Source organism: Geodermatophilus poikilotrophus, from assembly GCF_900111455.1.
Lineage (GTDB): Bacteria > Actinomycetota > Actinomycetes > Mycobacteriales > Geodermatophilaceae > Geodermatophilus > Geodermatophilus poikilotrophus.
This window is the reverse complement of the sequence record NZ_FOIE01000001.1, coordinates 497,640-512,334: the sequence shown is the minus strand read 5'-3', so window position 1 is coordinate 512,334 and position 14,695 is coordinate 497,640. Positions and strand designations below refer to the sequence as shown.

General features: G+C 74.6%; 14 protein-coding genes. 9 read left to right on the top strand and 5 right to left on the bottom strand.

What is annotated here, in order from left to right; all coding sequences use genetic code 11:
* Window positions 1-70 precede the first annotated feature (70 nt).
* Window positions 71-1,717 (bottom strand): PHA/PHB synthase family protein, encoded by a 1,647-nt coding sequence (locus tag BMW27_RS02310; protein ID WP_245743258.1) that lies wholly within the window; start codon window positions 1,715-1,717, stop codon window positions 71-73.
* Window positions 1,718-1,995: 278 nt separating this feature from the next.
* On the opposite strand from BMW27_RS02310, the gene mscL reads away from it, so the two are divergent.
* The 3 genes from mscL (at window position 1,996) to BMW27_RS02295 (ending at window position 4,321) form a co-directional block, all read left to right on the top strand.
* Window positions 1,996-2,406: a large conductance mechanosensitive channel protein MscL gene (mscL, locus tag BMW27_RS02305; protein ID WP_091438418.1), complete on the top strand. Its 411-nt coding sequence runs from the start codon at window positions 1,996-1,998 to the stop codon at window positions 2,404-2,406.
* Between the two features lie 134 nt (window positions 2,407-2,540).
* Window positions 2,541-3,386, top strand: coding sequence for an MEDS domain-containing protein (locus tag BMW27_RS02300; RefSeq protein WP_091439758.1), 846 nt, complete (start codon window positions 2,541-2,543; stop codon window positions 3,384-3,386).
* Complete coding sequence (locus BMW27_RS02295; RefSeq protein WP_091438414.1) at window positions 3,383-4,321, top strand: sensor histidine kinase; 939 nt, start codon at window positions 3,383-3,385, stop codon at window positions 4,319-4,321. The genes BMW27_RS02300 and BMW27_RS02295 overlap by 4 nt, the downstream gene beginning before the upstream one ends.
* A 26-nt stretch (window positions 4,322-4,347) precedes the next feature.
* Here the strand turns inward: BMW27_RS02295 and BMW27_RS02290 are convergent, their stop codons facing one another.
* Entirely contained in the window at window positions 4,348-4,857 is a 510-nt protein-coding gene (locus BMW27_RS02290) for a phosphohydrolase (protein WP_091438411.1), read from the bottom strand.
* Window positions 4,858-4,913: 56 nt separating this feature from the next.
* Window positions 4,914-5,681 carry an IclR family transcriptional regulator gene (locus BMW27_RS02285; RefSeq protein ID WP_091438408.1) on the bottom strand — a complete coding sequence of 256 codons (768 nt, stop codon included), beginning with the start codon at window positions 5,679-5,681 and terminating at the stop codon, window positions 4,914-4,916.
* A 226-nt stretch (window positions 5,682-5,907) separates the two neighbouring features.
* On the opposite strand from BMW27_RS02285, the gene eda reads away from it, so the two are divergent.
* The 6 genes from eda to BMW27_RS02255 all read left to right on the top strand — a co-directional run bounded on the left by eda (window position 5,908) and on the right by BMW27_RS02255 (window position 12,226).
* Window positions 5,908-6,597 carry a bifunctional 4-hydroxy-2-oxoglutarate aldolase/2-dehydro-3-deoxy-phosphogluconate aldolase gene (gene eda, locus BMW27_RS02280; RefSeq protein WP_091438405.1) on the top strand — a complete coding sequence of 230 codons (690 nt, stop codon included), beginning with the start codon at window positions 5,908-5,910 and terminating at the stop codon, window positions 6,595-6,597.
* Window positions 6,594-7,877, top strand: coding sequence for an alpha-hydroxy acid oxidase (locus tag BMW27_RS02275; protein ID WP_091438402.1), 1,284 nt, complete (start codon window positions 6,594-6,596; stop codon window positions 7,875-7,877). Before eda ends, BMW27_RS02275 begins: the two co-directional genes overlap by 4 nt.
* A gap of 93 nt (window positions 7,878-7,970) precedes the next feature.
* The gene (locus tag BMW27_RS02270) at window positions 7,971-9,416 is read left to right on the top strand and encodes an Nramp family divalent metal transporter (protein WP_091438400.1); all 1,446 of its coding nucleotides are present in this window, start codon (window positions 7,971-7,973) and stop codon (window positions 9,414-9,416) included.
* Complete coding sequence (locus BMW27_RS02265) at window positions 9,409-10,374, top strand: sugar kinase (protein ID WP_245743257.1); 966 nt, start codon at window positions 9,409-9,411, stop codon at window positions 10,372-10,374. Before BMW27_RS02270 ends, BMW27_RS02265 begins: the two co-directional genes overlap by 8 nt.
* Window positions 10,371-11,261, top strand: a complete 891-nt coding sequence (locus BMW27_RS02260) for a dihydrodipicolinate synthase family protein (RefSeq protein ID WP_091438393.1) — start codon at window positions 10,371-10,373, stop codon at window positions 11,259-11,261. Before BMW27_RS02265 ends, BMW27_RS02260 begins: the two co-directional genes overlap by 4 nt.
* Window positions 11,258-12,226: a C-terminal binding protein gene (locus BMW27_RS02255; RefSeq protein ID WP_091438391.1), complete on the top strand. Its 969-nt coding sequence runs from the start codon at window positions 11,258-11,260 to the stop codon at window positions 12,224-12,226. The genes BMW27_RS02260 and BMW27_RS02255 overlap by 4 nt, the downstream gene beginning before the upstream one ends.
* Window positions 12,227-12,249: 23 nt before the next feature.
* On the opposite strand, the gene BMW27_RS02250 is transcribed toward BMW27_RS02255, so the two are convergent.
* Window positions 12,250-12,930 (bottom strand): SDR family NAD(P)-dependent oxidoreductase, encoded by a 681-nt coding sequence (locus BMW27_RS02250; RefSeq protein ID WP_091438389.1) that lies wholly within the window; start codon window positions 12,928-12,930, stop codon window positions 12,250-12,252.
* Window positions 12,931-12,950: 20 nt separating this feature from the next.
* Complete coding sequence (locus BMW27_RS02245) at window positions 12,951-14,660, bottom strand: IlvD/Edd family dehydratase (protein ID WP_091438387.1); 1,710 nt, start codon at window positions 14,658-14,660, stop codon at window positions 12,951-12,953.
* Between the last annotated feature and the right edge of the window lie 35 nt (window positions 14,661-14,695).

Here is a 14,695-nt window from a genome sequence, read left to right as displayed (position 1 = left end):
AACCCTCGTCCGGAGGCGTTCGGCGTGCGCCGCCGGGCGGGGGACGACCTAGGCCCGGGCGGGGGACGACCTAGGCCCGGGCGGGGACGCGGTCCCGGACGTAGGAGCCGGGGGCCGGCTCCAGCACCGGGTGCTGCGCGCTGCCCGGCGTCTCCGGCGCGGGCACCTCGTCGCCGGAGCGCTCGATCGCCCACTCCGACCACGGCTCCCACCAGCTGCCGGTGTGCTCCTCGGCCGCCGCGCGCCAGGCGTGCGGGTCCGGACCGGGCTCCCCGCCGGTCCAGTACTTCGCCCTGGGGTTGCCCGGGGGGTTGACCAGGCTCTGGATGTGGCCGCTGGAGCTGAGCACGAAGGTGCTCGGCCCCGACAGCAGCTGGGTGGTCCGGTAGCAGCCGTACCACGGGGTGATGTGGTCGGTGAGCGCACCGGTGACGAACGTGGGCAGGGTGATCCGGCTCAGGTGGAGCGGCGTTCCCAGCACCCGCAGCGCTCCCGGCTTGACCAGGGCGTTGTTCCCGAAGACGTCGAGGAACTGCTCGTGCAGCCGAGCGGGCAGGTTCGTCCCGTCCGCGTTCCAGGCGAGCACGTCGAAGGCGGGCGGGTCCTCGCCCATCAGCCACTGCTGCACCAGGTAGTTGAAGATCAGGTCGTCCGGCCGCATCCAGGTGAACATCGATCCCATCTGCCGGGCGCTGATGACGCCCCGCCGACGGGAGTTGCGCCTCGCGACCTCCAGCATCCGCGGCCCGGAGAAGGCGCCGAGCGGGGCCTTGCTGGAGAAGTCGAGCAGGGTCACCGCGTAGCCCGCGGCGTGCACCCGGTCGTCGCCGGTCGCCGCGAGGTGGTTCAGCGCCGTCGTCATGATCTGGCCGCCGGCGCACAGGCCCAGGGTGGTCACGTCGGGGGAGCCGGTGACCTCGCGGGCGACGTCGACGGCGGTGACGACGCCCTGCGCGTACTCGTCCAGGCCCCACTCGGACTGTTCCTTCGTCGGGTTGCGCCAGCTGATCATGAAGACCTGCAGGCCCCGGCTGACCGCGTACTCGACGAGGCTCCGGCCCGGTCGCAGGTCGAGGAAGTAGAAGCGCCCGATGGGTGGCGGCACGATCACCAGGGGCCGTTGCCGGACCCGCGGCGTCGTGGGCGTGTACTGGATGACCTCGACGACCTCGTCCCGGTGGACGACGGCCCCCGGGGTGATGCCGAGGTCCTCGCCCACGGTGAAGGCGCTGCGGTCCACCTGGCGGGGCAGCCCGCCGTTGCGCACCAGGTCGTGGAGCGCGTTCCGCATCCCGCGGGCGACGCTGGTCCCCGCGGTGTCGAAGGCCCGCTTGAGCGCGGCCGGGTTGCCGAGCAGGGTGTTCGTGGGCGCCATCGCGCTGGTGAGCGCGTTGAGGACGAAGCGCACCTGCTCGACCTCGCGCCAGTCGGCGCCGCTGGCCTGGAAGTCCTCCACCAGGCGGTCCAGGGACGCCGTTGCCGTGACGTAGGACTGGGCCAGCCGGCGGTAGCCCGGGTGCAGCGTCCAGGCCGGGTCGGCGAACCGCTTGTCCTTGGGGGAGGGCGCGATGTCGTCGGTCCCCCGGAGGATGCGCGCGGCGTCCCGCCCGAGCCGGACGGCCTCCCGGGCCATCGGCCGGGGCTGGGTGAACGTCGCGACCAGCCCCCGGGCCATGCCCCGCGGGGAGGGGAGCCCGACGGGCTCGCCGCCCTCCACGGGAGCCGGCGTACCGGGGTCCTCCGGCGCCGGCCGGTCCTCGGCTGCCGGGCGGGGCCGGCCGGATGTGCGCGGGCGGGGCTGGGTCGTCGTCACGGTGCCTCCGTTGTGAGCCGGGTCACACGCCGACGACCGTAGCGCTCCACCCCGGGAGCCGGGTACCTCCGCGGCCGTTCCCCGCGACGGCCGCCCGCACCACGGTGCGCCCGACCGGTGCCGGACCTGCGGCTCCGGTCCGCGGGTCCTAGGCTGCGGCCGTCGGCCTGGCTGGAGGACCCGTGCGCACGCTGCTCACCAACTTCCGCAACTTCGCCTTCTCGGGCAGCCTCGTGGACCTGGCCGTGGGCCTGGCGATCGGTGCCGCCTTCGCGACGGTGGTCGAGTCGCTGGTCGGCGACGTCATCCTGCCGCTGGTCGCGGCGATCTTTGGGGCACCCAACTTCGACGCCCTGGTGCTGACGGTGAACGGCGGGGAGATCCGCTACGGCTCGTTCCTCACCGCGCTGGTCTCCTTCCTGCTCCTGGCGCTGACGATCATGTTCCTCGTGCAGGCGATCCGCCGAGCGACCGGGCGGGAGACGGCCGGTGCCCAGGGCAGCAGGGAGTGCGACCACTGCAAGAGCTTCATCCCGGTCGACGCCTCGGTCTGCATGTTCTGCACCCGGGACGTCCAGCCCCTCGCTTCCTGACCCGCCGGGTGCCGACCGTCGACCACGGGGCCGCGTGCCGCAGGGTGGGGCGGCAGGCGATCGGCCGACCGCTGGTCCCGGTGCCCGGTGGCCCGCGGACGCCCTCGCCCGGGCGCGGCGGTAGCGTCCCCGGGGTGACGGCTCTGCGGAAGCTGGAGGCGCCCACGGGGCTGGGACCCGGCGACCACGTCTGCTGGACGTTCGCCGACGCGGCCGAGTTCTCGGCCGCCGTCCTGCCCTTCCTCGACGAGGGGCGACGGCGCGGCGAGCAGCTGCTGCTCATCGGGTCGTCGCGACCGGAGCTGCTGCGGATCCTGGCGCCGCTGCCGGGACGGGACGAGCTGCTCGCCAGCGGGCAGCTGCGGGTGCAGAGCACCGCCGGGGTGTACGCGGCCGGCGGGGCGCTCCTCCCGACCGAGCAGGTGGCGGCGTACCGGAGCCTGGTCGCGGAGGCCCGGGAGCGCGGCCGCGCCGGCCTCAGGGTCGCCGCCGACGTCACCCCGCTGGCCCGCCCCGGGGCCGGGGCGCGGCGGCAGCTGCACGTCTACGAGCAGCTGGCCGACGCGATGATGGGCACCGTCGCGATGACCGCGCTGTGCCTCTACGACTCGGCGCTGGGGGCGGAGGTCCTCGGCCCGGTCGCCCTGCTGCACCCCGATCAGCATGCCGGCGAGCAGGAGCCCCTCGCCCACCTGTCCGGGCGGAGCCCGTCGCCGTCGCTGCACGGCGAGGTCGACGTGACCCAGGCCGACGGCCTGTTCCGCGCACTCGTCGACGTCGCCGGCGGCACCCCCGGGGAGGTCGTGCTCGACCTCTCGGACCTCCGGTTCCTGGACGTCGCCGGCGCCCGCGCCCTGGCCCGGGCCACCGACGTGCTGCGCGGCTCGGGGGTGCAGCTGCGGCTGGTGCGGGTCCCGCGGGTGGCCGCCCGCTGTCTGGCACTGTTCGGCCTCAGCGGTGCGGACACGGTGCCGGCGTGAGCGCGGTCCGCCCGACCGGCGACTGGGACGGCACGGGCCTCGCCCACGAGGCCTTCGCGTTCGGCACCGATCAGGAGCTCCTCGACCGGGTGGTCCCGTTCGCGGTGGAGGGGTTGTCCCGCGGGGAGCCGGTGCTCGTCGTCGCCGGCGAGCGGGTCCGGACGCTGCTCGCCCAGGAGCTCGGCTCGGACGTGGGCCGGCTGGCGGCGTTCACCGCCGCGGAGACCTGGTGGCAGGGTGGGCACCGCACCCTGCACGCCTACGACCGGGACCTCCGGGCCCTGCACGCCGTGGCGCCCCGCTGGCGGCTCGCCGCCGAGCCGACCTGGCTGGCCCGCGACGACGGGCGGGAGTGGAGCCGTTTCGAGGCCGTCGCCAACCGCTGCTACGCCTCCCTGCCCTACTACAGCCTGTGCCTGCACGACCGTCGCCGGCTGCCGGTGTCGACCCTCGACGCGGTGGCGCGCACGCACCCGCTGACCTGGGGCGGCTCCGCACCGGTCCCGGAGCCGGCGTACGAGGACCCGGAGCGGTTCCTCCGGTCGGTGCACCCGGCCTGGGTCCCGCGGCCGGCGCGGGCCACCGTCGCGGCGCTGACGACGCCACGGGAGGCGCGCCGGGCCGTGTCCGCAGCGGCGCTCGACTGGTGGCCGGCGCGCGTGGGCGAGGTCGTCCAGGCCGCCCACGAGCTGGTGGTCAACGCGCTGCGGGTGGCCGCCTTCGCCGAGGTGTCGTCCTGGACCGACGGGTGCACGCTCGTCGTCGAGGTCGCCGACTCCGGACCCGGCCTGCCCGACGAGACCCTCGGCTACGTCCCGCCCCCCGACGGACCCGGCGGCGCCCGCGGGATGTGGCTGGCGTGGAGCCTGGCCGACGACGCGGCGGTCGACTCCCACCCCGCGGGCACCGCCATCCGGCTGTTCTTCCACCGCTGAGGAAGGACCCCGTCCTCCTCGCCGGGTCAGACGAGGACGCGGCGGCCGGAGCGGGTGTCGGCGGCCTCGGCGGCGAGCAGGATCCGGCGGGCCGGGCGGTAGCGGCCCTCACGCAGGCTGCGTGCCTTCTCCGGGGACACCCGGGCCAGCTCGGCGTTGGCGGCGAGGTGGTGCGCGTTGTCGGCCAGCATGACCAGGCGGCCCAGCGGGTGGGCGGCGGACCGGCGGATCAGCCCGGCGATGTAGGGCTCGCCCGGGCGCCGGGTGACCGCGTCGACCGCTTCGACGACGACCTCCGGGACGCCGAGGGAGCGGAGCCGGTCGAGGTCGTAGCGGCGGGTGGGGTCGGGGAGGTCGCGGGTGTCCTCGACGACGTCCTGGAGCGCGCCGGCCATCTCCGCGTCCGGGCCGTAGGGGCGCAGGGCCTCGGCGACCGGCCGCAGCTGCGCGAGGTAGTGGTCACGGCCCCGCTCGTCGACCTGCCCCTGGTGGACGTGCAGGGCGAGCAGGTGCGCGTCGGGAACGGTGAACCCCACGCGCCCGAGGCTAGGCGGTGGGGGAGCCGCCGGCGGGGACCCCGGTCCCGAGCCGCTCAGGATGCCGCGAGCGACCGCGCGCAGTGCAGCAGCGCCGCCACGTGGCCCAGCAGCAGCTCGCGGTCGGTGAGGAAGGTGACCGTCGAGATGCTCACCGCGCGGAGCGGGTGGCCGAGGGTCTCGGGCACCACCGCGGCCAGGCAGCGGATGTGCTCCTCGTTCTCCTCGTCGTCGACCGCGTACCCGCGCTCCCGGATCAGGCGCAGCTCGGCGCGCAGGGCCTCGGGGTCGGTGAGGGTCCCCGGCGTCCGGCGCGGCAGTCCCGCCGCCAGGACGGCCGTCACCTGGTCGTCGGGCAGGTGTGCCAGCAGCGCCTTGCCCATGCCCGTGCAGTGCAGCGGGGCCGTCGCGCCGACCCGTGACCTCATGACGAACGGGTCGTGGCCGTCGAGCTTGTGGGTGTAGACGACGTGGTCCTCGACGAGGACGCCGGCGTGCACGGTGTGCCCGACCGCGTTCCGGAGCCTGGTGAGGGAGTGCTCCACGGAGGTGCCGGGCGACACCATCGCGGCGAAGGCCTGCGCCTGCGGCCCGAGTGAGTAGCGCCCGCCCTCGTGTGCGCGGACCCAGGCCAGCGCACGCAGCCCGGCGAGGACCCGGTGCGCCGTCGGCTTGGAGATGCCGCAGCGGCGGGCCAGCTCGGCCAGCTGCACCGCGCCGCCGTCCTCGGCGAGGACCTGCAGGACGACGAGCGCCTTCGCGGTGCTCCCGGGGGCTGGGGCCCCGGCCGTCGTCCCGACCTCGGTGGCTGACGACTCGGGCATCTCGCTCCTGTCCTGCACGGCACGGTGCCCGGAACGCGGCCCGCGGCGCCCCCGGTGCTTGACGGTCCGATGTGACGCCGCTTACCCTGCTCGCCTCCACCGGAACAGCGTTTCGTATACCGGAACGTAGTGCCGCTCGAACCGCCCGTCAAGGTCGACACCGGCAGGTGTCGCCCGGGACGCGGCGAGCGGCTCGTCGACCGCCCGTCCGTCGCCAGGGGGGACAGTGAGCAGCTCGGCACCCGACGACGACCGGCTGGCCGCCCTGGAGCGGGCCCGCCTGGTGCCGGTCGTGGTGCTGGACGACGCGGCGGACGCCGGGCCGCTGGCCGACGCGCTCGTGGCCGGTGGGCTGCCGGTCGCCGAGGTCACCTTCCGCACCCCGGCCGCGGCCGACGCGATCCGGGCGATGGCCGACCGGGGGGACCTCCTGCTCGGTGCCGGCACCGTCCTCACCCCGGCCCAGGTCGACCAGGCCGTCGCCGCCGGCGCCGGTTACGTCGTCTCCCCGGGCCTGAGCCGGGCCGTGGTCGAACGGTGCGCCGAGCGCGGCGTGCTCGCGCTGCCCGGCGCCGTCACGGCGACCGAGGTGCAGGCGGCCCTGGAGCTCGGCCTCACGGCGGTGAAGTTCTTCCCGGCCGGGACGTCGGGCGGCGCGCGGGCGATCGCCGCGCTGGCGGCACCGTTCGCCGGCGTCCGGTTCGTCCCGACGGGCGGGATCGGGCCGGCGGACCTGGCGGACTACCTGGGCACCGACGCGGTCGTCGCGGTCGGCGGCTCCTGGATGGTGCCCCGCGACCGGATCAGGTCGGGGGACTTCGAGACCGTCCGCCGGCTGACCGCCGAGGCGGTGGCCATGGTCCGGCCGGACCCCGGCCGGGCGGCCGGCGCCCGACGAGGAGAGGGGAGAGCATGACGGACAGGGCACCGCTCCCGCCGGTCCCGACCACCCGGCAGGTGCCGAGGTGGTCGGAGCTCCGCGAGGTCGTGCAGTTCAGGAGGCCACGGCTGGGCCGCAGGGCACGACGGCTGGAGAACGCCCTGTCGGTCCGCGACCTGCGCGAGGCGGCCCGCCGCACGACACCCCGGGCGGTCTTCGACTACGTCGACGGCGCGGCCGAGGAGGAGATCACGGCGGCGCGGAACTCCGCCGCCTACCGCCGGGTCACCTTCCACCCGGACGCGCTGCGCTCGGTGGCCGAGCCCGACACGAGCACCGAGCTCCTGGGCCGGCGCATCGCCATGCCCCTGGTGTTCGCGCCCACCGGCTACACGCGGATGATGCACCACCACGGCGAGGCCGCCGTCGCCACCGTGGCCCAGCACGTCGGCGTGCCGTACGCGCTGTCGACGGTGGGCTCCACCTCGATCGAGGACGTGCGGGCTGCATCCCCCGACGGCGACCTGTGGTTCCAGCTGTACTACACCGCCGACCCCGAGGTGAACGAGGACCTGCTGGCGCGCGCCGAGGCGGCCGGCTACTCCACGATCCTGCTCACCGTCGACACCACCGTTTCCGGGATGCGGCTGCGCGACGTCGTCAACGGCCTCACCATCCCGCCGACGCTCACCGCGCGCACCGTGCTCAACATGTCGAGGTTCCCGGTGTGGTGGTTCAACAAGCTGACCACCGGCGGGATGACGTTCGCCTCGCTCTCCGGGGTCCCGGGCAACCCGACGCCGGCCGAGGTCGCCAGCATGATGTTCGACCCCGGGCTGGACCTGGCCTCGCTGGACCTGCTGCGCAAGCGGTGGCGCGGTGACCTGATCGTCAAGGGCATCACCACCCCCGCGTCGGCCCGCGAGGTCATGGAGCACGGAGCCGACGGCGTGGTGGTCTCCAACCACGGCGGGCGCCAGCTGGACCGCTCGGCGGCGACGCTGGACGTGCTGCCCGTCATCCGGTCGGCGGTCGGGCAGCAGGCCACGGTGCTCATCGACGGCGGCGTCCTGCACGGCCAGGACGTCGTGGCCGCCCGGGCCCTGGGCGCGGACGCGGTCATGATCGGCCGCGCCTACCTGTACGGCCTCATGGCCGGCGGCCAGGACGGCGTGCTGCGCGCCTACGAGATCCTCGCCGAGGAGTACCAGCGGTCGATGCAGCTGCTGGGCGTGCGACGCAGCACGGATCTCTCCGACCGGCACGTCGCCTTCACGGCGCACGCGTCGGGCGACTACCCGAACGTCTCGGTCTGACCGCGCCGACCGGTGGCCCCGCCGGTCGGCACGGGACCGTGCGCACCCCCGTACCGCCCCACCCGACAGTGACGTCGAACAGAAGGAGGCACGATGGTCAGCACCCGTGAGCCGGGAGGCGCGAGGTCCTCGGTGGTGGACCTCTTCCCGACCAAGCACCTGGAAGCACCGAAGGTGCGGGACATGCCCGAGCCGCCGGCGAGCTTCCGGCACGTCATCGGGCCGGGGATCGTCGCCGCCGGCGTCGGCATGGCCAGCGGCGAGTTCATCCTCTACCCCTACATCGCGTCCCAGGTCGGGCTGGTCTTCGTCTGGGCCGCCTTCGTGGGCCTGGCCACCCAGTACTTCCTCAACATGGAGATCGAGCGGTACACGCTCGCCACGGGGGAGACCGCGCTCACCGGCTTCAGCCGGTACTGGCGGCACTGGGGCCTGGTCTTCGCCGTCCTCGCCTACTTCGCCAACATCTGGCCGGGCTGGGCGACGAGCTCGGCCACCCTGATCACCTACCTCGTCGGCGGCAGCGTGGCGCCGATCGCGATCGGCATCCTGCTCCTCATCGGCGTCATCCTGACGATGGCCCCGGTGGTCTACCAGGCGCTCGAGAAGATCGAGATGGTCAAGGTGGCGGCCGTCCTGCTGCTCATCGTCGTCGCCTCGGTCGCCGCGATCGGCGCGTCCACCTGGGCCGACACCCCGCAGATCATCACCGAGGCCGGGCTGCCCTACCAGGAGCTCGGGTTCGCACTGCTGCTGGGCGCGCTGGCGTTCGCCGGGGCCGGCGGCGGCCAGAACCTGTGCCAGAGCAACTGGATCCGGGACAAGCGGTTCGGCATGGGCGCCTATGTGCCGCGGATCGTCAGCCCGGTCACCGGCCACCCGGAGGCCGCGCCGTCGACCGGCTTCGTCTTCGAGCCCACCCCGGAGAACCTGGGCCGGTGGCGGCGCTGGTGGAAGTTCGCCAACTACGAGCAGCTGAGCACCTTCGTGGCGATCAGCTTCCTCACCATCCTGTTCACCTCGCTGCTGGCCTACGCCACCGTGTTCGGGCAGGAGGGGCTGGCCAGCGACATCTCCTTCCTGGAGGCGGAGGGTGACGCGCTCAACGCGACCGTCGGCGGCTGGTTCGGCACCTTCTTCTGGATCATCGGCGCCTTCTCGCTGTTCGCGGCGGCGCTGGGCATCGTCGACTACACCAGCCGGCTGGGCGCCGACGTGCTGAAGACCGCCTATCTGAAGGGCGCGAACGAGAGCAAGATCTACTTCGGGCTGGTCTGGGGCCTGGTCGTGATCGGCGTCGTCGTGATCCTGTCCGGGCTCAGCCAGCCGCTGGTCCTGCTGGTCATCTCCGCGGTCACCGGCGGGCTGATGATGTTCATCTACTCGGCACTGCTCCTCCTGGTGAACCGGCGGACGCTGCCCAGGGAGATCCGTCCGGGTGCCGGCCGTGTCGCCGCCCTGGTCTGGGCCTTCCTGCTGTTCGGCTTCCTGTCCGTGCTCACCTTCAACCAGCAGCTGCAGAACCTCTTCGGTGGCTGAGCCGGGGGAGGCCCCCGTGCCGCGGGTGGTCACCGCCGGGGAGACGATGGTGCTCATCGTCCCCCCGGCGCCCGGCCGCCTGCGGCACGCCACGTCGGTGACGCTGTCGATCGGCGGGGCGGAGAGCAACGTGGCGATCGGGCTGTCGCGGCTCGGCGTCCGGGCCAGCTGGGTCAGTGCCCTGGGGCAGGACGAGCTCGGCGAGCTGGTCCTGCACCGGGTGCGCGCCGAGGGCGTGGACACCAGCGCCGTGCGCCGGGTCCCGGACCGGCCGACGGGCCTCTACCTGCGCGAGGAGGTCGCCGGCGCGCTGCGGGTCTACTACTACCGCAGCGGGTCGGCGGCCTCGACGCTGGCGCCGGGCGCCTTCGACCCGGCGGTGCTCGACGGCGCGGCCTTCCTGCACCTCACCGGGATCACCGGGGCGCTGTCCCCGGCGTCGGCCGAGTTCCTGACCTGGGCGGCGCGGACCGCCCGGGCGGCCGGCGTCCGGGTCAGCTACGACGTCAACTACCGCAGCCGGCTGTGGGAGCCGGCGGCGGCCCGCGCCGCCAGCGAGGCGGTGCTGCCGTACGTCGACGTCCTGCTCGTCGGGGACGAGGAGGCCCGCGCGCTGTGGGGCCGCGACGACGAGACCTGGCTGGACCGCCTCGCCGACGCCGGTCCGGGCGAGGTCGTGCTCAAGCTCGGCGCGCGCGGCTGCGCGGCGGTGGTGGACGGCGAGCGGCTCACCTCGCCGGGGTTCCCGGCCCGCCAGGTGGACCCGATCGGGGCGGGGGACGCGTTCGCCGCGGGCTACCTCGCCGCGACCCTCGAAGGGCAGGACCCGGCCGACCGCCTGCGCACGGCCAATGCGATGGGGGCGTTCTGCGTGCAGAACCTCGGCGACTACGAGGGGCTGCCCAGCCGCGCCGAGCTCACCGCCTTCCTGGACCAGACCGTCGACCTCGGGAGATGACGATGCAGCTGCAGGACCCGGCCGACGTCCTCGAGGGCGTCTACGTGGCCAACGTGACGCCGTTCCGCGACGACGAGCGCTACAGCGTCGACGTGGACGCCTACCTCGCGCACGTGGCGTGGCTGGCCGGGCGGGGGGTCACCGGCGTCATCCCGTTCGGCACCAACGGGGAGGGCCCCTCGGTCACCACCCGGGAGAAGCAGGCCGTGCTCGACGCGCTGGTCCCCGTGGCCGGCTCGCTGCACGTCGTCGCCACGGTCGCCGAGGGCAACCTGCCGGACACCCTCGACCTGCTGGCCCACCTGGACGACCTGCCGGTGCGGGCGGTGATGGTGCTGCCGCCGTACTACTTCAGGCCGGTGTCGACCGACGGGTTGCGGCGGTTCTACGACCGGGTGCTGGCCGCCACCCGGCACCCGGTCGTGCTCTACCACATCCCCAAGTACGCGGTGCCCCTCCCGCCGGACCTGGTGACCGGCCTGCCGGTGTGGGGCGTGAAGGACTCCGGGGGAGAGCCCGGCTACGCCGCGGAGGTCCACGCGGCCGGGAAGGGCGTCCTGGTCGGCACGGAGGACGACCTGCCCGGACGGCTCGGGACGGCGCACGGCTCGATCTCGGCACTGGCCAACATCGTCCCCGAGCAGGTCGTCGCCCTCTACCGGCAGGTCCGCGACGGGCGGTCCGCCGAGGCGGCGGCGCTGTCCGCCCACCTCCAGCAGGTCCGCGCGATGACCAAGCAGCACGACTCCGCCGGGGTGCTGAAGAAGGTCGCCGAGCAGCGGCACGGGCACCCGATGGGCACCGTGCGGCCCCCGCTGAGCCCCGTTCCGCCGACGTTCGACGCCGTGGCCGCGGCCGAGCGCGCCGTGGCCGGCCCGGTCCGGTGAGCGGGCCCGGGCTGCGGGTGCTGGTCACCGACGCGGACTACGGGGTCCTCGACATCGAGGAGCAGGTGCTGGCCGCCGCGGGGCACGAGCTGCACACCGCCCGGTGCCGGACGGCGGCGGAGGTCGTCGACGCGGCGCGGGACGCGGACGCCGTCCTCGTGCAGTACGCCCCGATCACCGCCGAGGTGCTCGACGCGCTGCCCCGGCTGCGGCTGGTGAGCCGCTACGGCGTGGGGGTGGACGTCGTGGACACCGACGCCGCCCGCGCCCGGGGCGTCTGGGTGTGCAACGTGCCCGACTACGGGACCACCGAGGTCGCCCTGCACGCCGTGGCGGTGCTGCTGGCCCTGCTGCGCAACCTCCCCGAGCACGACCGGCAGGTGCACTCCGGGCGCTGGGACCACCGGCTCGGCGGCCGGCTGCGGCGGCCCGCGGGGCTGACCCTCGGGGTGGTGGGCCTGGGCCGGATCGGGCGGGCCACCATGGCCGGCGCGGCACCGTGGTTCGGCGCGGTCGTGGGCCACGACCCGCACCTGCCCGACGAGGCCTGGCCCGCCGGGGTCGAGCGGCTCGGCCTGGCGGAGCTCTTCGCCCGCAGCGACGCGGTGACGCTCCACCTGCCGCTGACCGCCGACACCCAGGGCCTGGTGGGCGCGGACCTGCTGGGGCGGATGCCCGCGGGGTCCTACCTGGTCAACACCGCCCGGGGCGGCCTGGTCCAGCTCGACGCCGTCCTGCAGGCGCTGGAGGACGGCCGGCTCGCCGGTGTGGGCCTCGACGTGTTCCCCACGGAACCCCCGCCCGCCGGCTCCCCGCTGCTCGCGCACCCGCGGGCGCTGCTCACACCGCACGTCGCGTGGTACTCCGACGAGGCGGAGGTGGAGCTGCGGCGCAAGGCGGCGGGCAACGTCGTCAGCTGGGCGCGGACCGGGCGCCCGGACCACGTGGTCGTCGAGGGCCGCTGAGACCTGCGGGGTGCCGGTCCGGGTCAGTAGGTGGCCCGGCCGCCGCTGATGTCGTAGACGGCGCCGGTGGAGAAGCTGACCCGGTCTGAGCACAGGAAGGCGACCAGCTCGGCGACCTCCTCGGGCCGGCCGACCCGCTTCATCGGGATGAGGCCGGTGATGTGCGCCAGCACGTCGGGGGCGGTCGCCGCGTTCATCGGCGTGGCGATGACCGCGGGGGCGATCACGTTGACCAGCACGCCGGTGGTGGCCAGCTCCTTGCCCGCGGACTTGGTCAGCGCGATGACTGCGGCCTTGGCGGCCGAGTAGGCCGCGAGGCCGGGGTTGCCGTCCTTGCCGGCCATGCTCGCGACGTTGACGACGCGCCCCCAGCCGCGCTCGACCATCCCGGGCACGAAGGCCCGCAGGGTGTTCACCGTCCCGACGACGTTGACGTCCAGGACGCGGCGCCACTCGTCGGCCGTGGTCTGCACCAGCGGCCGGTTCGGCCCGACGATGCCCGCGCAGTTCACCAGCACGTCGACCGGTCCCACCTCACCGGCCACCTGCCGCAGCGCCTCCTCGTCGGTGACGTCGGCGGACAGGTCGGCCCCGGCGAGGTCGAGGGTGACCACCTCGAGCCCGTCGGCGCGGAGCCGCTCGGCGGTGGCCGCGCCGATGCCGCTGGCGCCGCCGGTCACCAGGGCGGTCCGGGTCGTCGTCACGTCCGCCTGCCGGGTGGCGGTCAGTGCGACTCGCGGCTGACGGCCGAGCCGCTGGAGCCGAGCAGGAAGTCGAGGTCGGCGCCGGTGTCGGCCTGCAGCACGTGGTCGACGTAGAGCCGCTCCCACCCGCGTCGCGGGTCGGCGAAGGCGGCCACGGTGGCCGGGTCCGGTGCGCGCCGGGCCAGCTCGTCGTCCGGCACCTCGACGTCGATGCGCCGGGCCGCGACGTCGAGGCTGACCACGTCACCGGTCCGGACGAGCGCCAGCGGGCCGCCGGCGGCGGCCTCGGGGGTGACGTGCAGGACGACGGTGCCGTAGGCGGTGCCGCTCATCCGCCCGTCGCAGACCCGGACCATGTCCCGGACGCCCTGCTCGAGCAGCTTCTTGGGCAGCGGCATGTTCGACACCTCGGGCATGCCGGGGTAGCCCCTCGGGCCGCAGCCCCGCAGCACGAGGACGGAGTCGGCATCGACGTCGAGGTCGGGGTCGTCGATGCGGGCGTGGAAGTCCTCGATCGAGTCGAAGACCACTGCCCGGCCCCGGTGCCGCAGCAGGTGCGGCGAGGCGGCGGCCGGCTTGACCACCGCACCGGTCGGGGCGAGGTTGCCGCGCAGCACGGCGATGCCGCCCGCGGCGACCAGGGGTTCCGCGCGGGTGCGGATGACCTCGGGGTCCCAGATCGGCGCGTCGTCCAGCGAGTCGACGAGCGGCTTGCCGGTCACGGTGAGCGCGGTCGGGTCGAGCAGGTCGCGCACCTCGCGCAGGACCGCGAGCAGGCCACCGGCCCGGTGGAAGTCCTCCATGAGGAAGCGGCCGGCGGGCTGCAGGTCGACCAGCACGGGCACCGAGGAGCCGATCCGGTCGAAGTCGTCGAGCGTGAGCTCGATGCCGAGCCGGCCGGCGATGGCCAGCAGGTGGACGACGGCGTTGGTGGACCCGCCGATGGCGGCCAGCGCGACGATCGCGTTGGTGAAGGAGGCCCTCGTGAGGAAGGTGCTCGGCCGCCGGTCGGCGGTGATCATCTCCACGGCCAGCCGGCCGGTGCCGTGCGCGGCCTCCAGCAGCCTGCTGTCGGGAGCAGGCGTGCCGGCGACGCCCGGGACGACGGTGCCCAGCGCCTCGGCGACCAGCGCCATGGTCGAGGCGGTGCCCATGGTGTTGCAGTGCCCCCGGCTGCGGATCATCGACGACTCCGACCGGGTGAACGCCTCCTCCGAGAGGGTGCCGGCGCGGACCTCCTCGCTGAGCCGCCACACGTCGGTGCCGCAGCCCAGCGGTACGCCGCGGAAGGTGCCGGTCAGCATCGGGCCACCGGGGACGACGACGGCGGGCAGGTCCACCGAGGCCGCGGCCATGAGCAGCGACGGGATGGTCTTGTCGCAGCCGCCGAGCAGCACGACGCCGTCGACCGGGTTGGCCCGGAGCATCTCCTCGGTGGCCATCGCGGCCATGTTCCGCCAGAGCATCGCCGTGGGCCGGACCTGCGTCTCACCGAGGGACACCACGGGCAGTTCCAGCGGGGTGCCGCCGGCCTCGAGCACGCCGTTGCGCACGGACGCCGCGACCTCGGTGAGGTGGGCGTTGCACGGGGTCAGGTCCGAGGCGGTGTTGGCGATCGCGATCTGCGGCCGGTCGAAGGCGTCGCCCGGCACGCCGCGGCGCATCCAGGCCCGGTGGATGTAGGCGTTGCGGGCGTCCCCCGCGTACCACTGCGCGCTCCGGAGCGTCACGAGCTGCCTTCCGACTGTCGAGACGATGGTCTAAC